Consider the following 26,178-nt stretch of genomic DNA (forward strand, 5'->3'; position numbering starts at 1 on the left):
GAAGAATTACGCCTGAATATTTGATTTCTGCTTTTGGTATACATCCGTGGAACGCACACAGGTCTAAAAAAACAAAGTATAATCGGAAATATTATTAGTGATAATGAAATTATCGAGGAAATAAAATCTTAACGTTTTCTTATACCTACTATTAACACAAGGCCACCTATCACTATTTCCAGTATAGCACGCCATAATGGCACATTAGCCCAGTCTAATTGAGGAAAAAGGCCTAAAATCCCACTGCTAGCAAGATAATTGCTGCAATTATTAATATCATTCCCATGATTTCCCCTTTATTATTTTTTATGTATTTACTTAAGTGCATATAATAAGATGCATATAATATTAGGATATTTCAATTCATAGATATAATATATTTTTAAAAATTACCTTGGCAAATATATCTGAGATGGCTGAGCAGTATGGTCAGGATTAAAATGAGACAAATGAGTCCTATAAAAAAGGGCTTTTTTTAAATTAATATAAATTTAGCTAAATGACAAAAAGTGCTATCATCCTTTGGTGTCCCGTCTTCTCAATACTGGTCAGTAAATGACTCCAGATAAATAGATAATCCTGTATTATGGCCAACTTCTTTCTCTGTATTCTCAGCGATGATAAAAGAAGTACCCTTAAAACCGGTGTGGGTTGTAAGTAATTATATTTCCCTAAACATATCATATATCATAACCATTGGACATTTTGATTTAAAGTTTTATAATACAAAAAATTTTATAAAGTATTTGAAGTTTTAAATATGCATTTAAGTGTAACGCTTCTTATCTTATTATTAGCAATAATAGGTTTTTTAGGCTCACTTACCGGACTTGGCGAGACTAGCATTCTAGTTTCAATCCTTGTTTTTTTGGTCATTCCTATAAAAGAAACAATAGCAGCAGGAATGATTGCCATTATTGGAAGTTCAAGCAGCTCAGCTTTATCATATATAAGAAATCAGATGGCCAATATCAGACTTGCGATGTTTCTTGAAATCTTTACTGTAATTGGTGGAATTGCGGGAGCAACACTTACAGTATTAATTAATCCCGTTTTTCTTTATTTCTTTTTTGCATTATTTCTTGCCACTTCCTTTATTAAAATAAGATCAGGATCTCAAGATATCGCAAATGCCAAAGATAAAAGAGACTTTTTAACAAGGTGGCTTGCCTGCAATGGTTCATATTGTGACAAGTCATGCGATAAAGAAATAGAGTATTATTCAAAAAATACCTTACTGGGTGGGATATAGATCAGTTAAAAATTCTTTTTCAGATATTTGTTTTTAATATACAATGTATTCAAGTGAATGGGCTCAACCCAACACAATTTTTGGATAGTTCAGTTTATATATAAACTGTAAAATTTGAATATAATTTCTCTCTTATGTTCGAATTAATAGAATGGTTTTATTATGAATTATTATGAATTAGACAAAGAACAGTTATTTAAGGAATTAAAAGTAGAACAACATGGGCTTTCTAAGGAAGAAGCATCAAAAAGACTTGAAGTTTATGGTCCTAACTTAATAAAGGAAAAGAAAAAAAGGCCCCTTATTTTAAGATTTTTAAGTAATTTCATTCACTTACTTGCTCTTATACTCTGGGTTGCAGCATTTTTGTGTTTTATACCAAGATTAAATATGCCCCAGCTTGGATATGCAATAATAATTGTAATAGTTATCAATGCAGTTTTTAGTTTTTTGCAGGAATACAGAGCCGAAAAAGCTCTTGAGGCCTTAAAAAAAATGCTACCATCATATTCAAAAGTATTAAGAGGTGGTGAGGTAATGGAAGTTTTTTCAAAGGAACTTGTACCAGGAGACATATTAGTTCTCAGTGAAGGTGATAATGTTTCAGCTGATGCCAGGATAATTGAGGCATTTGATATAAGAACCAATAATTCTGTCCTTACAGGAGAATCTGATCCGCAAAGAAAAAGTACTACAGCAATCATAGGAAGTAATGTTGATCCATTAAGATTAACAAATGTCGTTTATGCTGGCACAAGCATTTCTTCTGGAAGCGGTCAGGCAATAGTATATGCTACAGGAATGAGTACAGAATTTGGAAAAATCGCAAACCTTACCCAGAACGTAAAGGAAGATTTAAGCCCTCTGCAAAAGGAAATAAATAAGGCAAGCCAATTACTGATTTATATTGCAGTTGGGGTGGGTGTTTTCTTTTTCATATTATCGCTTACGGTTCTTAAGCTTGGATTTCTTACTTCTTTTATATTTGCAATTGGAATCCTTGTAGCTTTTATACCGGAAGGTCTTCTTCCTACTGTAACTCTGGCACTTGCAATGGGTGTGCAGCGAATGGCAAAAAGACATGCCCTTATAAAAAAGCTATCTTCGGTGGAAACACTTGGCAGCACTACAGTTATCTGCACTGATAAAACGGGGACACTTACACAGAATGAAATGACAGTAAGGGAAATCTGGACAAATGAATCAAGTTATGAGGTTTCAGGAGTAGGTTATAATCCTTCCGGGGATTTTATTTATAATAGTAAATCTCTGTCAGAAAATGAAGTTTTTAAAGAAATGAAATTGCTGTCCCGTTCGATGTCTTACTGCAATAATGCAAGACTTTATCTTGATAAGAATACAAATCAATGGGTAATTAAAGGCGATCCCACCGAAGGAGCATTACTTGTTGTTGCCAAGAAGGCAGGATTTTATTATGAAACTGAACTCAATAATGAACCAAGAGTACATCTTTTGCCTTTTGATTCAAACCGTAAAAGAATGAGCTCTATACACGATACATCTGAAGGCATGCTTGCATTTGTAAAAGGAGCACCCAAAGAAATGCTTGCACTGTGCAGCCGGATAAATATTAATGGCGAAGTTAAAAATTTAACAAAAGACATTCTTAACGATATTTTAAAATATAATGATGATTACGCAAGAAGGGCATTGCGTGTACTTGCGCTAGCATATACGGATGTAAGCAACATTAAAGAAGATTTTACCATTCAAAATGTTGAAAAAGATCTTATTTTTCTTGGTCTTGTTGCCATGATAGATCCTCCAAGACCCGAGGTGGAAGCTGCAGTAAAGGACTGCTTTAGGGCAGGGATTAAAATAATAATGATTACAGGAGACTATGGCTTAACTGCTGAAGCAATCGCAAGAAGAATTGGCATAGTGAAAGGTAAATCACGAATATATCTCGGAATGGATATAGAGGAAATGGATGATAAATATTTAAAGGAAGTTTTGAAACAGGAGAATATAATATTTGCGAGAGTTTCACCTGAAAATAAAATGAAGATTGCGCTGGCTTTAAAGAAGAACGGCCACATTGTTGCAATGACTGGAGATGGTGTAAATGATGCGCCTGCATTAAAAGCTGCAGATATAGGAATAGCAATGGGTATAGCTGGCACAGATGTAGCACGTGAAGCTGCTGATATTATTTTAACCGATGATAATTTTGCAAGCATTGTAAACGCAATTGAAGAAGGTCGTGCAGTATTTGAAAATCTTCGAAAATTTATTCATTACATCCTTACGAGCAATATTCCTGAAGTGGTACCTTTTATAATGATGGTGCTTTTTAAAATTCCATTGCCACTTACAATTATGCAAATTCTTGCAATAGATTTGGGCACTGATTTATTGCCCTCACTTGCTCTTGCAGCAGAACCGCCGGAACCGGGTATAATGGCAAAACCTCCCAGGCCTCGCAATGAAAGACTTTTAACCGGTAAAAACCTGGCAAGAGCTTATTTTTTCCTGGGACCGGTTGAAGCAGCAGTTTCGCTGATTGCTTATTTTATAATTTTTCATGATAATGGATATACCTTTGCAAAACTTAGAGAACTTGGGGCAAATCCCGAAATTTATAAAAATAATATTATTTACCAGCAGGCTACTTCAGCAAGTCTTGCTGCAATAATAATGGCACAAATTGGCAATGCATTTGCATGGAGATCAAATTATAATTCAGTATTCAAAATTGGATTTTTTAAAAACAAGTTATTATTCTGGGGTATTTTAGGAGAAGTAATAATTATTAATGCACTTATTTATATTCCAAAATTAAACACAGTATTTAACCTTTATCCATTTAGCTGGCATTACTGGTTTATTTTAATAGCATTTATTCCATCGGTACTGATATTTGAAGAATTAAGAAAATTAAATATAAGAGTTGTAAATAAGAAGACATCCAGGTCATCAAATGTTGCAGCTTAATACCTTTTATTTAATTGGTATAAATAATACATAATTTAAAAAAATAAGTTAAAATGTGATTATTAAAATAAAATTAATCTGGAATGGTTCCAATTTAGAAAAAATTCTAAAGCAAAATAAGTAAAGATTTAATCCTTAAGAAAAAAGGTGAAAAATGCAAATAGTAATAATGGGCTGTGGAAGAGTAGGTGCCCAGTTGGCAAACCTTCTCTCAGTTGATGGGCATAAGGTAAGTATCATAGATCGGGACCCCAAATCATTTAAAAGGCTTGGAAAGAGTTTCAAGGGAGAAAAAATAACAGGCTTTGGATATGATAAGGGGGTACTTGAAAAAGCAGGAATTGAACATGCAGATGCTTTTGCTTCGGTTACGCAGGGAGATAATAGGAATATAGTTGGTGCACTGATTGCAAAAAGGGAATATCAGGTTCCTATAGTAGTTGCAAGGATTTATGATCCTATAAGAGCAATTGCTTATAATAGATTGGGCATCACTACTATTTCACCTACAAGATGGGGCGCTAATAAGATAAAGGAGCTTATCTGCTATTCAAACATTTCAACGCAATTGAGTCTGGGCAATGGCGAAGTAGAGTTAATAGAAATAGAAGTTTCACCAAGTCTTACAGGTCATAGAAGTGAAGAAATTAATGTTCCTGGTGAAATAATGGTTGCTGCAATAACAAGACTCGGTAGAGCATTTGTACCTGTTGCCGGGACTGTAATGAATGATGGTGACCTGCTTCTTGTCGCGGTAGCTTCAAGTGCTATTCCGCAATTTAAGAGAATTTTAGGAATTTAGGGGGAATATGAATATTTTAATCATAGGAGCCGGCAAAATAGGAACAAGCCTTTCAAAAGATATGTCAGATAGAGGGCATAAGGTAAAAATAATTGAAAAAAGTGAAAAAGTTTGCAATGGTTTTGAAAAAATTACCAATGTTGAAATAATATGTGGTGATGGTTGTGACCTTCAGATTCTTGAAGCTGCCGGTATTAAAATTGCTGATGTGATAGCGACAGTGACTGGTGATGATGAAGATAACCTGGTAGTAGCCCAGCTTGCTAAATTGCAGCCAAACAGGCCAAAAGTGGTTGCAATAATAAATGACCCCAGGAATGCATGGCTTTATAAAAAAAGCTGGGGAATTGATGCAGCTGAGAGTCCTACTTCTCTTATATCCAAATTGATTGAGGAAGATATTGACAAAAAAAGTACTTCTATCTGATGATCATTAAAATTTTACAGAACTTCCTACCTTTATGGTATCGTCTTATCTTTTGAAAGGGCTAATATATTTTAGATACCTTTAACATACATGTCCGAAGTGGCTGCCCCGAGTTACAAAATTTCGAACCAGGTTTTTAATTTATTATTTGAAATAAAAAAACTTTTTTATTAATCAACTAGCATTTCTTTTAAAACTCTCTTAATCTCTACAATCTCTCTGTCATTTAATTGACCAGCTTTTTCCTTCAGTCTTATCTTATCTACTGTCCTAATTTGATCAAGTACTATCCAGCCTGTCTTTTTTTTAAAATTAATTTTAATTCTTGTAGGATACTGCCTTGATTTTGTGGTCATAGGTGCAATAATAATGGTACTTATATTTAAATTCATCTCGTTAGGCGATAAAATAACACAAGGTCTAACCTTTTTTATTTCATGGCCTTTGGTTGGATTGAGGTCTATCCAAAAAATATCATATTGGTAAATTACCATTCCCAGTCCTTATCAAAATCATTTCCTTCATTAATTAGCAGATCATCTTCACTTGCTTTGTGCATTTTCTTAAAACTGGCTCCCCATCCTTTTCTTTTTTCCTTAACAGCTTCAATAATTAATTTTTTATTTACTACTTTTATTTCTATCTCATTGTCAAGCTTGCACTCCTTAATTATATGAGAGTTTATCCTTATCCCTCTAGAATTGCCTATCTTAATTAATTTTGACTTCATAGTTTCTCCATTTTTTTGTAATTATATTGTAATTACATTATAGATTTAACCATATGAAATTGCAAGTTGTTATCGGTCTAAAATGGCTGGGGACTGTGAACAGAGTTAGAACCAGGATGATTGGTTTAAATGAGGATATTTCTATACCAGAATTGAGTTTTTAATATCTCATTTTCCTGTTTCTGAATATTCCCAAAAAGAAATTCCACATAGGAACCTTCTTCATATATTCAATATATTCACTACCAAACTTTTCGATATTATATCTGTCTTCAACTCCTGAGGCTATATAAAATAATATAACTGTAACAATACCAATTATTATTAGAGCAATTGCTTGATAGGCAAATAAAAATCCTATAGTAATTAATGAAAGTCCCACATATAGAGGGTGCCTCAATATTTTAAATATTCCTTTATGTATCATTCTGGTAGTATCTTCCAGACCTGATGTTGGTTTACCAATACGCTTTAAACTTACAAATGAAGATGCTATAAGAAATGTGCCAGCTATAAAAAAGATTATGAATATATACTGTAGATAAGTAATATCAGCTCTTTTGAACATAAAATTATCAAAGCTGGTCAACCCCAAGACAATTACAGAAATGAAAAGCCCTATACCAATTTCAGCAAATATTTCAAATCTTTTACGCTTTTTTGTACCTCTGGGCAAACATCTTATCAGAATTGCTATTCCTACTACACAGATTATTATATATGAAATAAAAGGCTTCATTATCGTTAAAAATAATCAATATATATTTCTAAATTATTATCATATAACCATAACCATTATATTTCAATTTAATGAATTTTTTAAAATAACGGTTTAAAAGTCTTTGATAGTCTGGCTTGGGATATTGAACACATTTCGAACTAAATATTACTAGGATATTATAGGGTTATCCTTAAAAGTAAGCTCACTAAATACTTCACTTGGAATAGAATCATAATAAAAGATATATTTGTTTTATTTGTACATGCTGGCTGCCCCGGGTTGCGAAATTTCGAACCAATTTTTGAAAGAAATCAATAAAATTAGGAGCCTGATTTTTTAATCTCTAAAAGTCTGATTAAATATAAAGAAAATTCAATTGTCATATTTCTACTTAATCTCGCATCTTCCCGTTTTGATTTTAATCGGTGTGATCCCTTATTTGACAGAAAATGTCTAAGGCTAGAAAGTAACTTTGCCTGATCATCTGAAATTAATCCCGATTCTTTAAATAAAGTTGCTACCTTATCAGAGTTCTTTTCATCTCCGCTTCTCCATTTATTTATATTTATTGTTTTTGCTATTTGTTCATAAAGCCTCTCTGTAAAGCTTCTTAATAAATCAATACAATTTTTATGGTCAAAGTCATCTCTCGCAACAGTCAATTTTTTATCAATCTTTTCTAGAGTTTCTTCTAGGTCATCAGGAAAACTAAATCTTCTAAACTCTTTTGTAAGCTCCTTTTTATCTAAATTTATCTCTAAATCTATCCCGCTTTCTAAATGAGAATCTAAATCCTTAATTAATAATTCATTAGACTGATTGAATAATTTACTCCATATTTTAATATGATCTTCATACAAGCTTGGGTATTTTCTATATTTACTTCCTATTTTATTATTAGCATCAAGAGCATCATTAAACCAGTTATATATTCTTTCAATTTGCAATGTTGAAAAAATGTTCCATTCATTTTTGAGTATATGAATAAGTAATTCAAATTGCTTTAACGCTAATTTGTTATTATAGTCTTCATAACCATCTATTATAAGGTTAAAAGCTTCATCAAATGACCCGATATGTATCAAGGTATTAAATATTGTTGGACCAATAACAAAATTTGATTTTGTTAATCTTTCTAATAATATATTTTTAAAATATGTTTTATCAGAGATTGATAAATTCAAAAAAAGTTTTCTAAGAAGAATTACCTGTTTATTTGCAAAATCAAAATCTTCGGGATACTGTTCTATATTGACTTCACTTCCCTGATCTGCGTATATGTATCTTTTGTGATTTCCAGTAATAATATAATTATTAGAATCTTCGACATAGACATTATTCAAGATAAGGTCTATTTTTTGCACAATTAATTCTTTTTTCATATTTTATTATTAAATTTAAATGTAAATTCATATTATAATAATACAGTAAAACATAAAAGTATTTGTTTATTTTAGAATTGTAATTTTTCACTTTCTATGTACCGCTTCTAACCAGTTATTTTCACTAACTATGTACCACTAAGAAAGGATTTTTTTCAGGTGCTTTGTACCACTTGGGAGAAGTTTTGGTTCTCCATCATTGTGCCACCCCATATTAACAAAGCTGTATAATGCTTCCAAAAAATAGGAGATTATGTTGCTAGGGATGTTACTGGCTGGGGAGGGAGGATTCGAACCATACATAAAAGTGGTGTCCCTGGGCAGATTCGAACTGCCGACACCAGGATTAGGAATCCTGTGCTCTATCCATCTGAGCTACAGGGACGCGCCAAAAATACTACCAGAGCCATAAAATTCTGTCAAAGAGACATCTTAACAATCCTATCTACCAGTTGTTCAAAGCTCATTCCTGCTTCTAATGCTGCCATGGGCAGTAAGCTGGTATCAGTCATTCCCGGGGAAGTATTCAGCTCGAGTACATACGGTATTTTGTTTTCTTTGTCAAAAATTATGTCTACCCTGGAAAGCTTATTACAGTCCAGTGCCTGATGTACCTTTAGAGCGGTTTCTTCTACCAGTTTAAGCTGGCCTTTATCTAATCTCGCAGGAACAAAATATTCGGTCTCATCTACAGAGAACCTGGAATCAAAGTCAAAATAGTCCTTTTTGGGAACTATCTCCACACTGGGCAGTACCTGTGGTTTGCCTTCACCAATTATACTTATGGCCAGCTCGCATCCCTTAATATATTTCTCAATTAAGATCTTTTTGCTGTAACCGAGGGCAGAAATAATTGCCTCAGAAAATTCCTCTTTTTTCTGAACCATCTTAATCCCCAGAGCAGAACCCTGGGCAGAAGGTTTGACTATCAGCGGAAGGCCCAGCTTATTTATTATTAAAGGTAACAGTTTGTTTGCCCCCAGCTCCCTGAAAGAACTATCGTTTAAAAAATAATAGGGCGGAGTAGGTATATTGTGCTTGGAGAATATTTGCTTGGATATTATTTTATCAAAACTTAGTATATTGGGGTATACTCCGGGCCCGGTATAAGGAATATCCAGGGTTTCCAATATCTCCTGTATAGTTCCATCTTCTCCGTCCTTGCCGTGCAGGGCTATATAGGCGGCATCAATATCTTCTTTCCTTAAATTTTCAATTATGTTCTGGTCTATATCCAGTTTTATTACATTGTAGCCTAACTTTCTTAAGGCATTGGATACCCTCTGGCCGCTTTTTATGGATACCTCTCTTTCCAGAGATCTTCCACCCATGAGTACTGCAATGTTTTTTTTCATTTTAATCACACTCTTTTAGTTAAAGCTTTTATATAATTTAATCTTATCTTTGATAATATTAGCCAGTATTTTGATTCCCTTGACAATGTTTTCAGGGTTTTCCGAACAGAAAGCAAGCCTTGCCTCGTTTTTGCCCCGGCCATCTGCATAAAACCCGCTTCCGGGCACATAAGCTACTTTACCTCTAACCGCGTCAGCCAGAAGTTCTTTTGTATTCAGGTAGGAAGGGAGCTTAAGCCAGATAAAGAAACCTCCTTCCGGCTTGGACCAGCTGCAGCCGGGAGGGAAAGTTTCGGAAAGGGTATCAAGCATAGCATTCCTGCGCTCCGAATAAATTATTTTAAACCTGTCAATATTATCAATCCATCCTGGATCAGAGAAATATTCAAAGGCTATCCTCTGGGAAAAGGTACTGGTACACAGGTCTGCAGCCTGAACCCCCAGGGTTAGTTTCTGTATTATAAGATGGGGGGCAACCACCCAGCCTATCCTGAAACCGGGAGCTAAAAGCTTGGACAGTGTACTCATGTATATAACATGCATATCGTCTTGCTCCTGGTCCAGATGCTTAATGCAGGGAACAGGCTTTCCTTCATAACGCAGCATGCCATAAGGATTATCCTCAATTATTACTGTATTGTATTGCTGGGCCAGTGACAGTATTTTTTTTCTCCTGGCCAGGCTGAGAGTTACTCCGCTGGGATTGGAAAAATTTGGAACCAGGTATATAAACTTAACTGCTTTATTGTCTTTTTGCAGCTGCTGTAGTTTTTGCTCTACCAGATCAGCTTTTATGCCCTTGCTATCTACGGGAATACCAATTATCTGGGGCTGATAGGATTTAAAGGAGTTAATTGCCCCGGCATAGCTGGGAGCTTCTACAATAATCAGGTCTCCCGGGTTTATAAATACCTTGGCCAGAAGGTCCAGCGCCTGCTGTCCGCCGGTAGTTATAACCATATCTTCTTCGTCAGCTTCAATATTTTCCAGCTTCATTACTTCTCTCAGTTTGGTTTTAAAAGGGTAATAGCCCTCAGAACTACTGTATTGCAGGCTGATATCTCCATCTATGGTCAGGGCTCTTTTTATATATTTTTCCAGTTTCTGGAAGTTAAGTGACTTGACCTCAGGATTGCCGCCGGCAAAAGAAATAATATCCGGCCGGGCAGATAAGGCCAACAGGTCCCTGATTTCAGAAGAGTACATATTGGCAATTCTATCTGCATAAAGATGTTTCCAGTAGTCAAATGTTATTTTTTTACTCATATGGTCCAATTAGAATAATGAAACTTGTTTTAGTAATATATATTAAAAGTTATAAAACTTCAAAAACCACTGTCTGGGTTATAAATGTTATAATAAAAGGAAATTATAATATAATTTAGATATGAAAACTACCATAAGAAATATCGGACTTAAAGAGTTTGGAGACCTGGACATAGAGTGTGCCAGCTGCAATTTCTGGTTCGATCACCAGGTACAAGGCGGCTTTAGCGCCAAGAATATATTTGATTATCTGAAAGGCAAACTTTACCAGTGGTCCAGTTCCCGTAAAGAAAAAGGTAGTGTAGACAGTTTTTTCCGTTATGGAGGAAAAGTTAAAGCATTATTTATAGAGGATGAGTGCGGCGGCATAATTATCTATGGTAAACCATACTTGTTTCCTAAAATAAAATCTTTTAATGTATATCCGCCTGATAACGATTCTATATTTATAGGCTGTATATTTGTAAAGCCTGATTACCGAAATATGGCTGTAGGGCAGAGGCTTCTTTTGTCTTTGGAAAAAGATATGGTAAAAAAGAGGGTCATGGCTCTGGAAATAATAGGGCAGCGAGATACATCCCTGAAAGAGCCAAGATCTCTGGTACCGGTTAAGTATCTGATTAAAAATGGGTTTTACATCAAGAAAAACGACAGCTGCTGGCCTCTTTTGAGGATGGATATAAACAGCCTGGTTCCTGATTCAAGATTGGAAAAAATATTAAGGCGGAATGTGGTCATTAATAAGAGGGTTGAAGCACCGGGCAGGCTGTATAACGGGTAGCCATAAATTAGCATTTGAAATATAAGTAAAATTGTTTATAATATACAAGCGGTGAAAGTTTTAACGCGGGGTGGAGCAGTCTGGTAGCTCGTCGGGCTCATAACCCGAAGGTCATAGGTTCAAATCCTATCCCCGCTACCAATTTTTACTACAGCTCCGCAAAGGTTATTATAAATCCATTACAATCCCTTATTAAGAATTCTTTTGCCTGGTACGGGGTTGGATGCAGTTTTCGGACTATGGTGACTCTTTGTTTTACCCAATCATAGAAACTGTCGATATTATCAATCTCGATATAGATAATTATGTTACCGCCACGATTCTCATTCATAAAATCTGGAATAAAATCCTTGAGGCTCTTTTTGGACTGAAACATTATTTCAACATCTTCACATCTCATAAGCGCCCAGTCCAAGTCGCCCTTTACCGGATCTCTAGAAATTAGTTCGAAGCAGCCCAGCATATTCTGGTAAAAATCTATGGTTTCCTGTACATTATCTACGATAAGGTTTGGTGTAAGCTTTTTAAGCATGGAATATATTTCCCCCTTATTAATGCTTATGTTAAAATCATACTCCAACCCTTACCTTTTGTATATATAAGTAAGGCAAAAACTATGTAAATATCATTACAATAATAGGCTTTATTTGCTATAATTTTTTAAAATTACCTAATTCTTTTAAGGAGCCAGATGCGAATTGCTGATTTGCCTAAATACAAATTGTTGCCCCGGGAGGAAGATAGGGTTAACCATATAATCGAAAGCCACCAGGGTGACCGGGGTATGGTTATACCGGTTCTGCAGAAAATACAGAAGGCAGTTGGCTTTATCCCTATTGATGTCCAGAAAAAAGTAGCTCACGAACTGGGCGTTCCTGAGAAAGAGGTTTACGGAGTAGCTACATTCTATTCTTTTTTTTCACTGATACCCAGGGGGAAAAACAATATCAGGGTATGCATGGGAACAGCATGTTTTGTTAAAGGGGGCAAAATCATTGCAGACCGGATACAGAAAGAGCTAAAAATCAAACCGGGCCAGACCACTCCTGACAGGAAATATTCTATTCAGGTAAACAGGTGCCTCGGTGCCTGTGGGCTGGCGCCAATAATAGTTATCAATGACCATCTATACCAGAAGGTAAACCCGGACGAGGTCATGGATATAATTTATTCTCATAAGGATTAGAAAGCAGAAAGGTGAATGGGATTGGTAAAAAAAGCAGATAAAATTACCTCCTTAAAGCAGCTGCAAAAAATCAAGCAGGATGTAATAGAGCAGAACCTCCTAACTGAACATGGACCCAGGTTTAAGATAACTGTGCATCTGGGAACCTGCGGTATAGCTTCCGGAGCAGAGCAGGTAAAAAAAGAGGTGCTGAAAAATATAGAAGACAGAAAACATAAGGATATCATATTTTCTACCTCAGGTTGCGTGGGCTTTTGTGCTCTGGAGCCAATGCTGACCGTTGAGTCCTATTTTGGAAAACCGGTAACCTATTATCAGCTGGATGCAGAAAAAATAGAACAGATTTTTAAAATACACCTGGGCCAGAATAAAATTGTAGAAGAGCTAGAACCCATTACTGAAGGTTCAGAGGTTAATGACTTCTATCGCTATCAGTATTCCCGGGTGCTCAGGAACAGGGGCCAAATTGATCCTTTAAATATCCACCATTATATCGCCCGTGACGGCTATTTTGCCCTGGCCAAGGCTTTAAGTCAGGGGGATGGTACCCAGATTATAGAGGCGGTTACCAAGTCAGGGTTAAGAGGAAGGGGAGGAGCAGGATTTCCTACCGGAGTTAAATGGAATTTATGCCGGCAGGCAGAATCAGCTGACGGGGTAAAATACATTGTATGCAATGGAGATGAAGGGGACCCTGGAGCTTTTATGGACCGTAATCTTCTGGAATCAGATCCTCATTCCATACTGGAAGGAATGCTTATAGCTGGCCTGGCAATAGGGTCACCTAAAGGCTATATTTATGTCCGGGCGGAATATCCCCTGGCGGTACAGACCCTAACTGCTGCGATTTCCCAGGCAAAACAGTATGGTTTAATTGGTAAGGGCATTATGAACAGTGATTTTGATTTTGATATCCAGATATATGAAGGAGCGGGAGCCTTTGTATGCGGTGAAGAAACTGCTTTGCTGAAGTCCATTGAGGGTAAAAGGGGTATGCCCCGCCCCAAGCCGCCTTTTCCTTCTGATGAGGGATTATACGGAAAGCCAACCTGTATCAATAATGTGGAAACCCTGGCCAATGTAAGCCAGATAATCCTTAACGGCCCCCAGTGGTTCAACAGCCTGGGGACAGAAACCAGCAAGGGCACTAAAATATTTGCCCTGGCAGGAGCGGTAAAAAATGTAGGTCTGGTAGAAGTACCCATGGGCATGACCTTAAGGGATATAGTATATAAAATAGGGGGCGGAATAGTGGGGGATAAAGCTTTCAAAGCGGTACAGATGGGAGGCCCTTCCGGAGGATGTATACCGGAGAAATTTTTGGATATACCGGTTGATTACGAGAAGGTAAAACAGGCCGGCTCTATTATGGGTTCAGGCGGGATGATTGTTATTGACGAGGATACCTGCATGGCCAATCTGGCCAGGTATTTTATGGATTTTATACAGGACGAATCCTGTGGCCAATGTGTTCCCTGCAGGATCGGCACCCGGAGGATGCTGGAGATACTGGAGAGGATAACCAAGGGCAAGGGGGAGGAAGAAGATCTGGAAAAACTGGAGAAGCTGGGCCAGGTTATCAAGGAAACTTCATTATGCGGTCTGGGCAAAACTGCTCCCAATCCGGTACTTAGCAGCTTAAAATATTTCAGGAATGAGTTTGAAGAGCATATCTCTACCAGAAAATCATGTGAGAGGTTACATATAAAGGCAAAGGTTAAGAAAGTTTAGGGAGAGCAATTGGCAAAGACACAATCACAGCAAACCAGTGAAAAAACTATGATCAAGGTGAATATAGACGGCAGGGCCCTGTATGCAGAACCCGGGTCCACCATACTGGAGACATGTCTGGCCCAAGGTATTTTTATTCCCCATTTATGTTATGATTCCCGGCTCCAGCCACAGGGAGCCTGCAGACTGTGCCTGGTGGAAGTAGAGTCCATGCCGGAAGCGGCGGCTTCCTGCGTAACCAGGCTGCAGGAAGGTATGAACATAAAGACCGATACCCCTCATATACGGGAACTAGTAAAAACCAATCTTCAGCTTATCATATCTGATCACCCCATGGATTGTATGACCTGTGAATCCTGCGGAAACTGTGCTTTACAGGACCTGGCGTACATGTATGATATTAAGGATGTGCACTATGAGGGGAAGATGCATGAAAAAAAAGTGTTTGCCGACACCCCCTTTATATACAGGGATAACCAGAAGTGCATATTATGCGGCAGGTGCGTAAGGATGTGTGATAATGTGGTAGGGGCTAATGCCATTGGATATGCGGGCCGGGGTTTTGAATGTGAGGTACTTTCTGCTTTTGAACAGTCACTGAAACAGACCGATTGTGTATTTTGCGGCAACTGTATCTCTACCTGTCCGGTGGGGGCACTGGCCAGCAAGCCCTATATGAGGTCGGCAAGGGTTTGGGAGGTATCCAGGGTGAATACCACCTGTCCTTATTGCGGGGTGGGCTGCAGTTTAACTCTACATGTTAAAAATAATAAGATAATCAATGTTTTTTCTGATACCGGAAAAAATTTACATCAGGGCAATCTTTGCGTTAAAGGAAGATTTGGCCTTGATTTTGTGGGCAGCAAGCACCGGCTCACCAGTCCCCTGGTGCGGACCAGCAGGGGCAGTTACCGGAAGACTGACTGGGATAAGGCCATAAAGAAAGTAGCAGACAGCTTAAACCAGATTAAAGAAAAATATGGTCCCGATTCCATAGCCTGTTTAAGCTCTGCAAAATGCACCAATGAGGAAAACTTTTTGATGTCCAAACTGGCCCGGGCAGCAATTGGCACCAATAATATTGATCACTGTGCAAGGTTGTGCCATGCTTCTACGGTAAGCGGGCTGATACCTACATTCGGAAGCGGGGCTATGACCAATTCAATAGATGACATAAAGGATGCCGATGTGGCTATCCTTATCGGCACCAATACCACAGAGGCGCATCCGGTTATAGGGTATGAGCTCATAAGATGTGTCCAGGAGGAAGGCTTAAAACTTATAGTTATTGACCCCAGGGACATACCCATAACCAAATATGTCCATTTACACCTGAGACAGAAACCGGGTACAGATATTGCGGTACTGCTGGCAATGATGAAAGTAATACATGAAAACAATCTCTGCGACACCCAGTTTATAGCCGGGAGGACAGAAGGCTTTGATGATTTCAGTCAGTGTTTTAAACATTTTTCAGTAGACCAGGCTGTAAACATATCAGGAGTGGACCGGAAAGATCTGATAGCAGCGGCCAAGCTTTACGGCTCAGTAAAAAATGCCCTAATATTTTATGCCATGGGGATTACCCAGCATACCTGTGGAACAGATAATGTCATAGCGATTGCCGATCTGGCCATGATGACCGGAAATGTGGGCAGGAAAGGGGCAGGCGTAAATCCCCTCAGGGGCCAGAACAATGTGCAGGGAGCCTGTGATATGGGGGCCTTACCGGATCTTTTAAGCGGATATCAGGGAGTAAGCCAGGATAATATAAGGTGGAGGTTTGAAAAGATGTGGCAGAGACCGCTTCCGGTTTCGAAGGGGCTTACGGTAACCGAAATAATAGATGGTGCCAATACCGGAAAGATAAAAGCTTTATACATAATGGGGGAGAACCCCATGTTAAGCGATCCGGATATCTTACATGTAGCCCAGGCTTTAAAGAAATTGGAATTTCTGGTGGTACAGGATATATTTTTTACTGAGACCACAGAGTTTGCCCATGTGGTACTTCCCGGAGTTTGTTTTGCAGAAAAAGATGGAACCTTTACTAATACCGAGAGGAGGGTCCAGAGAGTAAGGAAAGCAGTCCAGGCTCCCGGCCTGGCTATGGATGATTATAAAATCATAACCAAAATTTCTACCGCCCTGGGGTATCCCATGGAATACAGTCATCCTTCCCAGATAATGGAGGAAATTGCCAGCCTTACTCCCATCTATGGGGGGATAAGCTTTAGCCGGCTGGATGAAGGCTCTCTTCAATGGCCCTGCAGGCAGCAAGAGGATGCTGGGACCAGCATCCTGCATACCAATGGTTTCAGCAAGGGAAAAGGCAGTTTTATACCGGTAAAGCATCTGCCTCCAGCGGAAGTGCCGGATAAGGATTTCCCCTTTATTTTAACTACCGGCAGGTTGTTGTATCAGTTTCATACCAGGACCATGACCGGCAAGGTGAAGGGCTTAAATGAGCTGGCGCCTTTTAACCTGGTGCACATAAATGATGAGGATGCTCGGAAGATGGGTCTGGCTGAAGGAGACAGGGTTATAGTAAAGTCACGGAGGGGCCAGATAAAGGCCAGAGCGCTGATAAATTCAAAGATAAAGCCGGGAGTGGTATTTATACCTTTCCATTATTCAGATTCTCCTGCCAACCGGCTTACCAATCCGGCAGTGGACCCCAAGGCCAAGATACCGGAATACAAAGCCTGTGCAGCGATCATAGAAAAAGCGTAATGGAAGATATTATTGAATTTGGCCGGCAGATAGATATACAGAAAGTAAACAAAGACAGTAGACACAATGAAATAGATTATATACCGGTAGAAGCTGCACTGAAAATAATTCTAAACGGGCGCTCTGTTCTAAGCAAAGGGAAAAATATTATTTTTTACTGAAGATATTTCCAGGTATAATTGCCTGGACAAGGTTATAGGCTACATGGCCAGGGCAGGGAAGATTCAATATCTATTCAGGCAGCGAGCGGGTAAAATAAATGGAAGTTTCAGGGATAATACTGTGCGGGGGTCAAAGCAGGAGGTTTGGACCCAATAAGCTAAAACTTAAAATTGGAAGACTCCCCCTGATAATAAATCAGATATTTAAATTAAGCTTTTTCTGCACCCGTATTATCTTAAGCACCTCTACTGAAAATAAGGCTGTTTTAACCGGTTACCTGCATAAAATAGACCGCTATGTTAAACCATTTGCTTCCTGTATGCATAAATTAAAGGGAGAAGAATTTTTTTTGCCCCCCGTTGATTTAGTGGAAGACAACCCCATGTTTACCTTCCGGGGCCATTCTGGCCCCATGATTGGCCTGTATTCGGGGCTGCAGAAAGCCAGGTGCAAATACAGTCTGGTGGCTGCTGCTGACATGCCCCTTATAGGGTACAAACTGTTAAAAATGATGAAATCGGAAGCGGTTAAGGGAAAAAAGGATGCATATATAATAAGGACCGACCGGGGCTATGAATCCTTATGTGGAATTTATTCCAGGAATTGTTTAAAGGTGATGGAAAAGAATATCCTGAATTCAGAACTGAAGATATCTGATTGTTATCCCCTGCTTGAGGTTAAGATCTTAGAGTTTGAACAATGGCGCCGGCAGGGCATTGATGAATTAAATTTTATAAATATAAACAGAAAAGCAGACTACCATAAATTTAAACAGGTCTGGGGACCTGATTACAGCAGCTATACGGATTTTATCAGCAGGTGGTCTGAATTATTCTTTAGGTAAACTGACAGCTGGCTAAATTTTTTTTCATTTTTCCATTATAATCTAGCTTATGTATTTAGAATCAGCGAAAAAATTTTTATATGGGGTTACAGCGGCGGCAGCTATAATTTTGCTGAGTATTTCTCTTCTATCCTGTTCTGCTGTAGAAGATCTGGAAAGAAAGATAATTAACCGGTTTACCAGTGAAGAGAGCCTGGACAGGGCAGTTGAGACCACCCAGGATTTTTTCGATGCACTGATGGCCAAAGACTATCAGCAGGCGTATCAGATGATAAGCAGCCAGGATAAACAGGAACACAGCTATGATCAGTTTGTCCAGGAGTTTGATGATGTTACCGATATAATATTTTTTGAAATAAACTGGGTTGAGGTAAAAAATAATATAGCGGTGATAGGTATAGATTTTATGGATTCATATGATGGCGAGGAAAAGCTGTATAAAGACCAGGAAGTATCTCTGGTAAAAGAAGATGAAGAATGGAAAATAAATTTTTGGAAGTAAAGTAAAATCAAAATATAGAAAGGCATACAGTTGAAATTACTATTTTTAGGCGATATTTTCGGGAAGCCGGGAAGAGATGCAATAAAGAATAATCTGGCCCAGCTGGTAAGCAAACAGGAAATCGATGTGGTAATTGCCAATGGAGAAAATGCTGCAGGAGGCCTGGGCATTACTCCCAGAATAAGTGATAATCTTCTGGGAATGGGCATTGATGTATTAACCAGCGGAAACCATATCTATAAGAAAAAGGAGATATACGAGTATCTGGAGCAGCAGCCGAGACTGCTTAAACCGGCAAACTATCCCCCCTCCACCCCGGGCAGGGGGTTCCATATATTTTCCAATCAGAATACAGGACAGAAGAATATTGCGGTAGTAAATATTTGCGGCCGGGTATTTGTGGAAAACCTGGATTGTCCTTTCAGGCGGATAGAGGATATTCTGAGGAAAATAAAAAAAGAAACCAATGTAATTATTGTTGATTTTCATGGTGAAGTTACTTCGGAGAAGGTAGCCATGGGCTGGTTTCTTGATGGCAGGGTGAGTGCGGTTATAGGAACCCATACCCATGTTCAAACTGCGGATGAAAGGATCCTGCCCAATGGAACCGCTTATATCACCGATGCCGGTATGGTAGGTCCCCGGGATTCGGTTATAGGAGTAAAAAAAGAGATAATAATTGAAAGATTTATAAAGGCAATGCCCCATAAGTTTGAAGTGTCAAACTCTGATGTGTGGATAAATGGAGTGGTTTTAGATATCGATATGGCTACCGGGCATGCCAATAGTATAGAGCGTATAAATATGGCTGCAGACTGACTACAGCCTTCCGTAGATCCTGGTAAAATCTGTCAGTCTCTGGGCTGATGTGTGGTCCAGCCGGTATTGGGGGCAAAGAGCCCATTTCCAGTTATGGCCTACAGTAGCCGGAAGGTTCATCCGGGCGCTGCTATCCAGGCCCAGTACATCCTGCATGGGTGTAATACAGGCTTCTGCTACAGACTGCATGGCCAGCCTTATAAGTTCGAAGTGTACATTATCTTTATCTATATGTTTGCCGGTGTACTGGTCCAGCCGTTCTTTTTGTTGGGCTGTAGCTTCGTTAATATACCAGCCAATGGCAGTATTATTATCATGGGTGCCGGTGTAGGCAAAACAGTTGCAGTCATAGTTATGGGGCATGTAGGCATGGTCATCCTGCCCAAAGGCAAACAACAATACTTTCATGGTGGGGAGCCGGTAGTGGTTCAATACCTCCCTTACATCATCAGTAATGTATCCCAGGTCCTCTGCTATTATGGGCAGCTGCTTGTACTGTGACTCAAGATGGTCAAAAAAATCATATACCGGAACCTTCACCCAGCTTCCATTTATGGCATCCTTTTCTGTGGCGGGAATCTCCCAGTAAGCAACCAATCCCCTGAAATGGTCTATCCGGGTAAGGTCAAACAGGCTAAAGTTATGGGCCAGCCGGTTTGACCACCAGCTGTACCGGTCGGCCTTTATCCGGTCCCAGTTATAAACCGGGTTTCCCCATAGCTGTCCCTGGGAACAAAAATAATCGGGAGGGACTCCGGAAACAGCCAGCGGCTGGCCTTCATTATCTAATTTAAATATATGGGGGTTTGCCCATACCTCAGCGCTGTCCATAGATGGGTATATGGGCATATCACCTATTATTTTAATATTTTTATGGTTACAGTAGTTCTTTAAATCCATCCATTGCCTGTAAAGGCTGTATTGTATAAATTTTTCTTTTTGAATCTGGCTGCTGTACTGTTTTTGTATCTGGTTTAATGAGTCAGGGTCTCTGTTTTTTAATTCCGGTGGCCATTGATTCCAGGGCCGGGAACAAATATTAGATTTTATGATAGTAAACAGGCAGAAATCATCCAGCCACCAGCCATAGTTTTGGCAAAAAGGGTTAAAATCTTCAGGCGGCTGCTGGCTAAAATTTATCATTGCTTCATTTATTAAGTTTTTCTTTAAATCCCAGGCAGACTGGTAATCAACTCCTGTTTCTTGTGGTTTAATTGGTGGAGGTATGTTTGCAGGATTAACCAGCTGCCTATCAGCTAATTCTTCGATGCTGATAAACAGGGGGTTTAAGGCAAAAGCCGAACTGCTGCTATAGGGGGAATGAAAATCCCCGGCAGAGGTAGGGTTTAGAGGCAATATCTGCCAGTATTTCTGACCGGCCCGGGCAAGGTAGTCGGCAAAATGATAGGCACCGCTGCCAAAATCCCCCAGGCCATAAGCAGCAGGGAGTGAGGTTATATGCAGCAGAATTCCGCTACCCCTTTCCATATGGCCCTCCTTCTGCATGTAGCATGGCTAGGGGGAAAACTTTTAGTATATCCCCAATGAATATATTACCGCTTTCTATTTTCTCTCCGGTTAGCAAATTGTATAAATTAGTATAAGGAATGGTGGTGCGGGTATTCTGGTATACTGCTTTTCCCAGAGGTTTTTGGTTAAAACTAACCAGTTGGGTAAAAAACCGGGGGGCAATGGTTATTATACTCTGGGAGCCCAGATTTCTGGAAAAAGCTACGATATTGTATTTAAATCTGCCTTTAATTGGCAGGGGCTTAAAATCTCCCTTAATAAACAGGTTTTGGTATTTAGTTCTTGCCTGCAGGGCTTTATAAATTAAAAATAGCTTGGCCAGGTCGGATTGCCGGTCATCTAAAATTTGGCCGGCCAGATTATTAGAATCTCTTTTTCCCTTTATATCCTGCAGCATTTTTATCCTCCGGCCATAGTTTACAGGCCTCCGGTTATCAGGGTCAACCAGGCTGAAATCTTCCAGCTCGCTTCCCTGGTAGAAGTCAGGTATTCCCGGACTGGTAATCTTTATCAGGACCTGGGACAGGGAACTAAATGACTGAAAATAACTTATCTCGGTTACCCAATGGCTAAAATCATCCATAAACCGGCTGTCTTCGGTGAGCCGGTCAAAAAAGAGAATGAATGCCTTTTCATATCTGTTATCCGGCCTGATCCAGGCAGTATGCACCTTGGCTTCCCTTACTGCCTTAATAATATAGGACTGCATTCTTGATTTGAACTGTTTCTGATGGTCAGAAGTCCAGGCTCCAACCATAGCCTGGTAAAGAAAATATTCATCATTGCGGTCAGGATAAAAACTGTTGCCAATCCTGGTTCTCTTGGATTGATTTAATTTTTTCCAGAGCTTTAATTTTTGCTGCCATCGCCCGGGTATTTCAGATAAAACATTTAACCGTAACCGGGCATCCTCGCCTCTTTTGGTATCATGGGTGGAGGTAGCATTCAAGCTGCGGGGCCAATCTGATTGCCGGTTCTGGCAAAAATGATAAAAATCAGCTAGTTTTATGCCGAATTTATCCGGGGATGAGCCTACCTCATTTAAACTTAACAGGCGATTATATTTATATAGAAGGGTATCTTCAAAACCCTTGGCCATCAGGGGACCTGTAAGCTGTTGAAATCTTGCTTTAAATTTTTTATGGCCTGCTTTTTTAAAAAGACGGGCTATAAATTTTATCTCCCCCACCAGGTGAGGCTGGCTGGCTGCAGCCTGCCTCACTGCCTGATTTAAAAATTTCTGATCCTGCCGGCTGGCTTTGGTGTTAATATAAGTGCGGTACACAGGGAATGCGGCTAGAAGTGCGGTCAGGGCTGCAGTCAGGCTGCGGGGGCTGAAATCTTGGGCATCCGGTAGGCTGGGAGCAGTTTTTAAGAGCTGGCGGGCAAGATTGTCCAGGTCTCCCTGCATATGCTTTTCCAAGATCATTTTTTTTGCCTGGTAGGCCATGGAGCTGAAATCATTATGGTTTCCGGTAAAGCTTTTATATATCCGGTCAAAAGCTGCCTGGTTCCGGGTGTTGCAGAAGATGCCGTTTAGCTGGTTTAAATAATCATAGCCGGTAGTCCCGTAAACCGGCCACTCTGCAGGCAGATTTTCCTTCTGCCCCAGTATCTTTTCCACTAATATAAACCGTAACCCCAGATATGACTTCAGTCTTTTTAGATACTGGAGAGGGTTATAAAGGCCATCTATGTGGTCAACCCTTACCCCCTGTATAATTTTTTTACGGGCTAATTCTTTCAGGGCCTGGTGCATATAATTAAAAACTTCTTTTCTCTCGGTAGCCGCAGAGATAAGGTGGTTGATGGTAAAAAAACGGCGGTAGTTTATAAGCTCATTGGCCATTTTATAATAACTCAGCCTGAAATTTTGCTTATGGGCCAGGCTGAAATAAAGAGAGGAATCCTGATTTATTTTTCCCAGTAGCTGATCTATATAGTTCTTTATTTTACTGTCATTATTATAAAGCTGGTATAGCCTGGCAGTATCAGGTTCCGGCAGTAAATCATTTAGTTGCGGTGGAGCGCTGTCATTAAAAATTGCTGAATAAGTATTCAGGCTCAAGGGGAAAAGATGCTGATAATATTTAAAGCATAATCCTTCCGGCGCCAGTACCACCTTTATCTTCCCCTGGCTGAAAGCCTTACGGTGAGCCTGACCCAGAAAGGGAGCCAGCAGCCTGCTTTTGAGCTGGGGCGAAGGGTGGTTCCAGTCAATATCAAAATATTTAGAATATTCAGATTTTTTACCCCGGTAAAATATATCCAGTATCAGGGGGTTGTCTTTAACATAAGCCATATGATTGGGAACAATATCCTGCAGCCAGTCTATGTTTAATTCCTTGAGTTCGGCCGAAAGTTTTAATAACTGGCTGTAGCCTCCCAGCTGCCTGCTTACCCGGCCGCAGTCTATGGTGTCATAACTGCTGCCTTGAGAGCGGTACTCTAAAACCGGGGAGGCATACAGGGTATCTATTCCCAGCTGGCTGAGATAGCCGGCAATTTTTTGTGCTTGGGAGAAATTAAAATCGGATGAGAACTGAATCCTGTAAGTAGCAACAGCCATTACAGGCTCCTTGAGGGCATATACTGGTCCAGCTGTTTAAAATTCTGAACCCATTGCCGGGCATTGGAATCACCGCTTTCTGCAGTTTCAGCCATCTGGGGGTATATATCTCTGCTGATATAGAAATAAAGAGTCTGGGCTTCCCACAGGTCATAATCCAGGTTTAGCGGCTCCATAATCTGCAGCAGGTTCTTGATGGTGAACAGCAGAAGCTTGTCCCGGGGAGTTTCATATAGTTTCCTGATCATCTGTTTTATGGTCTTGCTGGCAACGTATCCTATAACCTGCTGGTCTGGCTTTATGGGCCAGCGCCCTATTTCTTCTACCAGCTGGCGCAGCTTTTTGGTTTTAGCCTTGCGGTCTGCAAGAATTACCTGAAGATCGGTATTGAAAATAAATTTGAGGACATTGAAAAAAGTTTCCGGCAGGGGAATGTTCATCTGGTTCATAGCCTGCATAACCGGATAATTATGATCATAAATCTGACGGTATTGCTGTTCTATCTCTTTTAAGGCTGGCCTGGTAACCATGGAAATTATCTCTCTCTGTTTATCCTTAAACAGGTGCCACAGAGAGTAGTTGTGGGATCCAAAGTACTCGTCCATCAAGGACATGGTCTGGGGGATGTCGCTTCTTAAAAAAGTTTCCTTTATATGTTTATGTATGGGTTCAAAAGGCTGTTCCTGTCCGTTATGGTGTATGCCCCCGATAAGATTGTGGTCTCCCAAGTGCAGAACCGCAAACTTTAATCCGGTTTTTTCCAGGGTAATGGTAGAAGTAAGGCTGCAGCGGCCTATGGCCATCTTCTGCCTTCCCAGTTTTATCCTTTCATATATGTGGCTGTCTATCCGGTAACAGTATAAAGCGGTATGTTCGGGGTATTTTTCAAATATCGATGACAGGGCATAATTGGCTCCCACCCTCAGCAGGTCTAAAACTGAAGGCGCTACCAGTTTCCGGTAGACCTGTTGCCCATTTTCAAACCGGGTCAGATTACTGGGGGCCTGGGCCAGTATTTGAGTAAATTCCTGATGGAGGTCGCGGGAAGTAAGCTGCTGTATAAGCTGCAGAGCCCTGGCTGCATACATAAGCACCTGTACAGTTTCTATTCCCGATATCTCGTCAAAGAACCAGCCGCAGCTGGTAAATATTAGCATGGCATGCCGCTGTAGTTCACATAATTTTAGTACAGTTACCTGCTCCGAATGGTTTAGTTCCCTGATCTGGTATTTGGAAAAAAATTTTTCTAGGTTATCCTGTTTTCTATTCAGGATAACTTCAATATACCCGTTTCTGGCCTCCCAGGGGTCGGATAAGTAACTGGAGGCTTGTTGCTGGTAAACTTCTGCGCTGCGCTCAGAAAGCCAGTTCATAGCCTGGCGGAGAGGTTTTCTCCACTGCTGGTTCCATTCCGGATGGGCACCAGTGTTGCAGCCGCAGTCCTCCTGCCACCTTCCCACCCCATGTACGCAGCTCCAGGAAGAATTTTCAAATATTTCAACTTCATTCTGGGGAGGGTGGTTTTCCAGGTACTGGCCGTAATTGGTAATCCGGGCCAGGTTATTGGCCTGGATATGATGCAGGCAATAGGAGAGGGCCATTTCGCCAAACCGGTGATGGTGCCCGTAGGTTTCCCCGTCAGTGGCAATATTTACCAGTTGGGGGTTGTCATCATCACTGAAGGCAGATACCAGGCGCTGGGCAAACTGCTGGCCATTGTCCAGAAGGTTTCCAAAACCTACATCATGGGATATGGGGCCGTCATAAAAAAATATGGTTATGCTGCTGCCGGAAGGAAGGCTTATGCGATAGGGCAGCCTGGTATCAATTTTCCCTCCATCTACTTCTACCCATTGCCGGCTGCCGGCTTCCTTTACCCTACGGGCCTGACCGGGAGCCAGTATGACAAATTTTATTCCTTCCTGGGCCATAAGGTCTAAAGTGGCCAGATCCACTGCTGTTTCCGGAAGCCACATGCCTTCCGGGAACCGAAAAAAATGGTGCTCAAAATCTTTAATTCCCCAGATGACCTGGGTTCTTTTGTCCTTCTGGCTGGCCAGGGGCATTATCATATGGCTGTAGCACTGGGCCAGGGCAGAGCCGTGTCCGGAAAAGTTCTTCTGACTGATGCGGTCTGCTTCCAATATAGCTTCATAAATTGGCCTGCGGTTGGTCAGCAGCCAGGACAGCAGGGTGGGACCAAAATTAAAGCTGATTTTAGAGTAGTTATTTACTATATCTATGATTTTAGCTTCCTGGGAAATTATCCTGGAAGCAGTATTAGGACCATAACATTCAGAGGTTATACGATCATTCCAGTCATGGTAAGGGTATGCTGAATCCTGTAGTTCTACAAACTCCAGCCAGGGATTTTCCCTGGGCGGCTGGTAAAAGTGCCCATGTATGCAGATAAATCTATTCATAGTTAAAT

23 protein-coding genes and 2 tRNA genes are annotated in these 26,178 nt (G+C 39.9%); 14 read left to right on the top strand and 11 right to left on the bottom strand.

Translation table 11 applies throughout. From position 1 onward, the window contains the following. Window positions 1–760: 760 nt before the first annotated feature. The 4 genes from K9H14_05070 (at window position 761) to K9H14_05085 (ending at window position 5,436) form a co-directional block, all read left to right on the top strand. Complete coding sequence (locus K9H14_05070; protein ID MCG9479566.1) at window positions 761–1,252, top strand: TSUP family transporter; 492 nt, start codon at window positions 761–763, stop codon at window positions 1,250–1,252. A 162-nt stretch (window positions 1,253–1,414) separates the two neighbouring features. Further along, on the top strand, window positions 1,415–4,207 hold the full coding sequence (locus tag K9H14_05075) for a cation-transporting P-type ATPase (GenBank protein MCG9479567.1): 2,793 nt from the start codon (window positions 1,415–1,417) through the stop codon (window positions 4,205–4,207). A 154-nt stretch (window positions 4,208–4,361) separates the two neighbouring features. Further along, window positions 4,362–5,009 (top strand): TrkA family potassium uptake protein, encoded by a 648-nt coding sequence (locus tag K9H14_05080; protein ID MCG9479568.1) that lies wholly within the window; start codon window positions 4,362–4,364, stop codon window positions 5,007–5,009. A gap of 7 nt (window positions 5,010–5,016) precedes the next feature. Beyond that, window positions 5,017–5,436, top strand: a complete 420-nt coding sequence (locus K9H14_05085) for a TrkA family potassium uptake protein (protein ID MCG9479569.1) — start codon at window positions 5,017–5,019, stop codon at window positions 5,434–5,436. A gap of 170 nt (window positions 5,437–5,606) precedes the next feature. On the opposite strand, the gene K9H14_05090 is transcribed toward K9H14_05085, so the two are convergent. The 7 genes from K9H14_05090 to K9H14_05120 all read right to left on the bottom strand — a co-directional run bounded on the left by K9H14_05090 (window position 5,607) and on the right by K9H14_05120 (window position 10,890). Further along, complete coding sequence (locus K9H14_05090; protein ID MCG9479570.1) at window positions 5,607–5,930, bottom strand: type II toxin-antitoxin system PemK/MazF family toxin; 324 nt, start codon at window positions 5,928–5,930, stop codon at window positions 5,607–5,609. Then, the gene (locus tag K9H14_05095) at window positions 5,924–6,166 is read right to left on the bottom strand and encodes an AbrB/MazE/SpoVT family DNA-binding domain-containing protein (GenBank protein ID MCG9479571.1); all 243 of its coding nucleotides are present in this window, start codon (window positions 6,164–6,166) and stop codon (window positions 5,924–5,926) included. The genes K9H14_05090 and K9H14_05095 overlap by 7 nt, the downstream gene beginning before the upstream one ends. 160 nt (window positions 6,167–6,326) lie before the next feature. Then, window positions 6,327–6,905 (bottom strand): isoprenylcysteine carboxylmethyltransferase family protein, encoded by a 579-nt coding sequence (locus K9H14_05100; protein ID MCG9479572.1) that lies wholly within the window; start codon window positions 6,903–6,905, stop codon window positions 6,327–6,329. A gap of 302 nt (window positions 6,906–7,207) precedes the next feature. Then, window positions 7,208–8,269, bottom strand: a complete 1,062-nt coding sequence (locus tag K9H14_05105) for a hypothetical protein (GenBank protein ID MCG9479573.1) — start codon at window positions 8,267–8,269, stop codon at window positions 7,208–7,210. 308 nt (window positions 8,270–8,577) lie between these two features. Beyond that, window positions 8,578–8,654: transfer RNA gene (locus K9H14_05110), tRNA-Arg, on the bottom strand. Between the two features lie 34 nt (window positions 8,655–8,688). Next, complete coding sequence (locus K9H14_05115) at window positions 8,689–9,624, bottom strand: D-alanine--D-alanine ligase (protein MCG9479574.1); 936 nt, start codon at window positions 9,622–9,624, stop codon at window positions 8,689–8,691. 15 nt (window positions 9,625–9,639) lie between these two features. Continuing rightward, window positions 9,640–10,890 (bottom strand): PLP-dependent aminotransferase family protein, encoded by a 1,251-nt coding sequence (locus tag K9H14_05120; GenBank protein MCG9479575.1) that lies wholly within the window; start codon window positions 10,888–10,890, stop codon window positions 9,640–9,642. A 121-nt stretch (window positions 10,891–11,011) separates the two neighbouring features. On the opposite strand from K9H14_05120, the gene K9H14_05125 reads away from it, so the two are divergent. Beyond that, the gene (locus K9H14_05125; protein MCG9479576.1) at window positions 11,012–11,671 is read left to right on the top strand and encodes a GNAT family N-acetyltransferase; all 660 of its coding nucleotides are present in this window, start codon (window positions 11,012–11,014) and stop codon (window positions 11,669–11,671) included. Window positions 11,672–11,735: 64 nt separating this feature from the next. Next, window positions 11,736–11,812, top strand: a tRNA-Met gene (locus K9H14_05130). A 7-nt stretch (window positions 11,813–11,819) separates the two neighbouring features. Here the strand turns inward: K9H14_05130 and K9H14_05135 are convergent. Then, a complete protein-coding gene (locus K9H14_05135) occupies window positions 11,820–12,203 on the bottom strand; it encodes a VOC family protein (protein MCG9479577.1) in 384 nt (127 codons plus the stop codon). A 159-nt stretch (window positions 12,204–12,362) separates the two neighbouring features. On the opposite strand from K9H14_05135, the gene nuoE reads away from it, so the two are divergent. The 8 genes from nuoE to K9H14_05175 are packed head-to-tail and all read left to right on the top strand — an operon-like array spanning window position 12,363 to window position 19,648. Continuing rightward, entirely contained in the window at window positions 12,363–12,857 is a 495-nt protein-coding gene (nuoE, locus tag K9H14_05140) for an NADH-quinone oxidoreductase subunit NuoE (protein ID MCG9479578.1), read from the top strand. A gap of 15 nt (window positions 12,858–12,872) precedes the next feature. Further along, window positions 12,873–14,588, top strand: coding sequence for an NADH-quinone oxidoreductase subunit NuoF (gene nuoF / locus K9H14_05145; protein ID MCG9479579.1), 1,716 nt, complete (start codon window positions 12,873–12,875; stop codon window positions 14,586–14,588). Window positions 14,589–14,636: 48 nt separating this feature from the next. After that, a complete protein-coding gene (gene fdhF, locus K9H14_05150; GenBank protein ID MCG9479580.1) occupies window positions 14,637–17,321 on the top strand; it encodes a formate dehydrogenase subunit alpha in 2,685 nt (894 codons plus the stop codon). Continuing rightward, window positions 17,321–17,482 (top strand): hypothetical protein, encoded by a 162-nt coding sequence (locus tag K9H14_05155; protein MCG9479581.1) that lies wholly within the window; start codon window positions 17,321–17,323, stop codon window positions 17,480–17,482. The genes fdhF and K9H14_05155 overlap by 1 nt, the downstream gene beginning before the upstream one ends. Further along, window positions 17,466–17,639 carry a formate dehydrogenase accessory sulfurtransferase FdhD gene (locus K9H14_05160; protein ID MCG9479582.1) on the top strand — a complete coding sequence of 58 codons (174 nt, stop codon included), beginning with the start codon at window positions 17,466–17,468 and terminating at the stop codon, window positions 17,637–17,639. Before K9H14_05155 ends, K9H14_05160 begins: the two co-directional genes overlap by 17 nt. After that, window positions 17,581–18,327, top strand: a complete 747-nt coding sequence (locus K9H14_05165; GenBank protein MCG9479583.1) for a molybdenum cofactor guanylyltransferase — start codon at window positions 17,581–17,583, stop codon at window positions 18,325–18,327. The genes K9H14_05160 and K9H14_05165 overlap by 59 nt, the downstream gene beginning before the upstream one ends. Window positions 18,328–18,376: 49 nt before the next feature. Continuing rightward, window positions 18,377–18,829, top strand: a complete 453-nt coding sequence (locus tag K9H14_05170) for a hypothetical protein (GenBank protein MCG9479584.1) — start codon at window positions 18,377–18,379, stop codon at window positions 18,827–18,829. 30 nt (window positions 18,830–18,859) lie between these two features. Beyond that, entirely contained in the window at window positions 18,860–19,648 is a 789-nt protein-coding gene (locus K9H14_05175) for a TIGR00282 family metallophosphoesterase (GenBank protein MCG9479585.1), read from the top strand. On the opposite strand, the gene malQ is transcribed toward K9H14_05175, so the two are convergent. Genes malQ through K9H14_05190 form a run of 3 tightly spaced genes read right to left on the bottom strand, consistent with a single transcriptional unit; the run spans window position 19,649 to window position 26,170 of the window. Beyond that, window positions 19,649–21,136 carry a 4-alpha-glucanotransferase gene (gene malQ / locus K9H14_05180; GenBank protein ID MCG9479586.1) on the bottom strand — a complete coding sequence of 496 codons (1,488 nt, stop codon included), beginning with the start codon at window positions 21,134–21,136 and terminating at the stop codon, window positions 19,649–19,651. Further along, window positions 21,123–23,747 (bottom strand): malto-oligosyltrehalose synthase, encoded by a 2,625-nt coding sequence (gene treY, locus K9H14_05185; GenBank protein MCG9479587.1) that lies wholly within the window; start codon window positions 23,745–23,747, stop codon window positions 21,123–21,125. Before treY ends, malQ begins: the two co-directional genes overlap by 14 nt. After that, on the bottom strand, window positions 23,747–26,170 hold the full coding sequence (locus tag K9H14_05190) for a DUF3536 domain-containing protein (GenBank protein ID MCG9479588.1): 2,424 nt from the start codon (window positions 26,168–26,170) through the stop codon (window positions 23,747–23,749). The genes treY and K9H14_05190 overlap by 1 nt, the downstream gene beginning before the upstream one ends. Window positions 26,171–26,178: the final 8 nt, after the last annotated feature.

It is taken from the genome of Actinomycetes bacterium (assembly GCA_022396035.1).
GTDB lineage: Bacteria > Actinomycetota > Humimicrobiia > Humimicrobiales > Humimicrobiaceae > Halolacustris.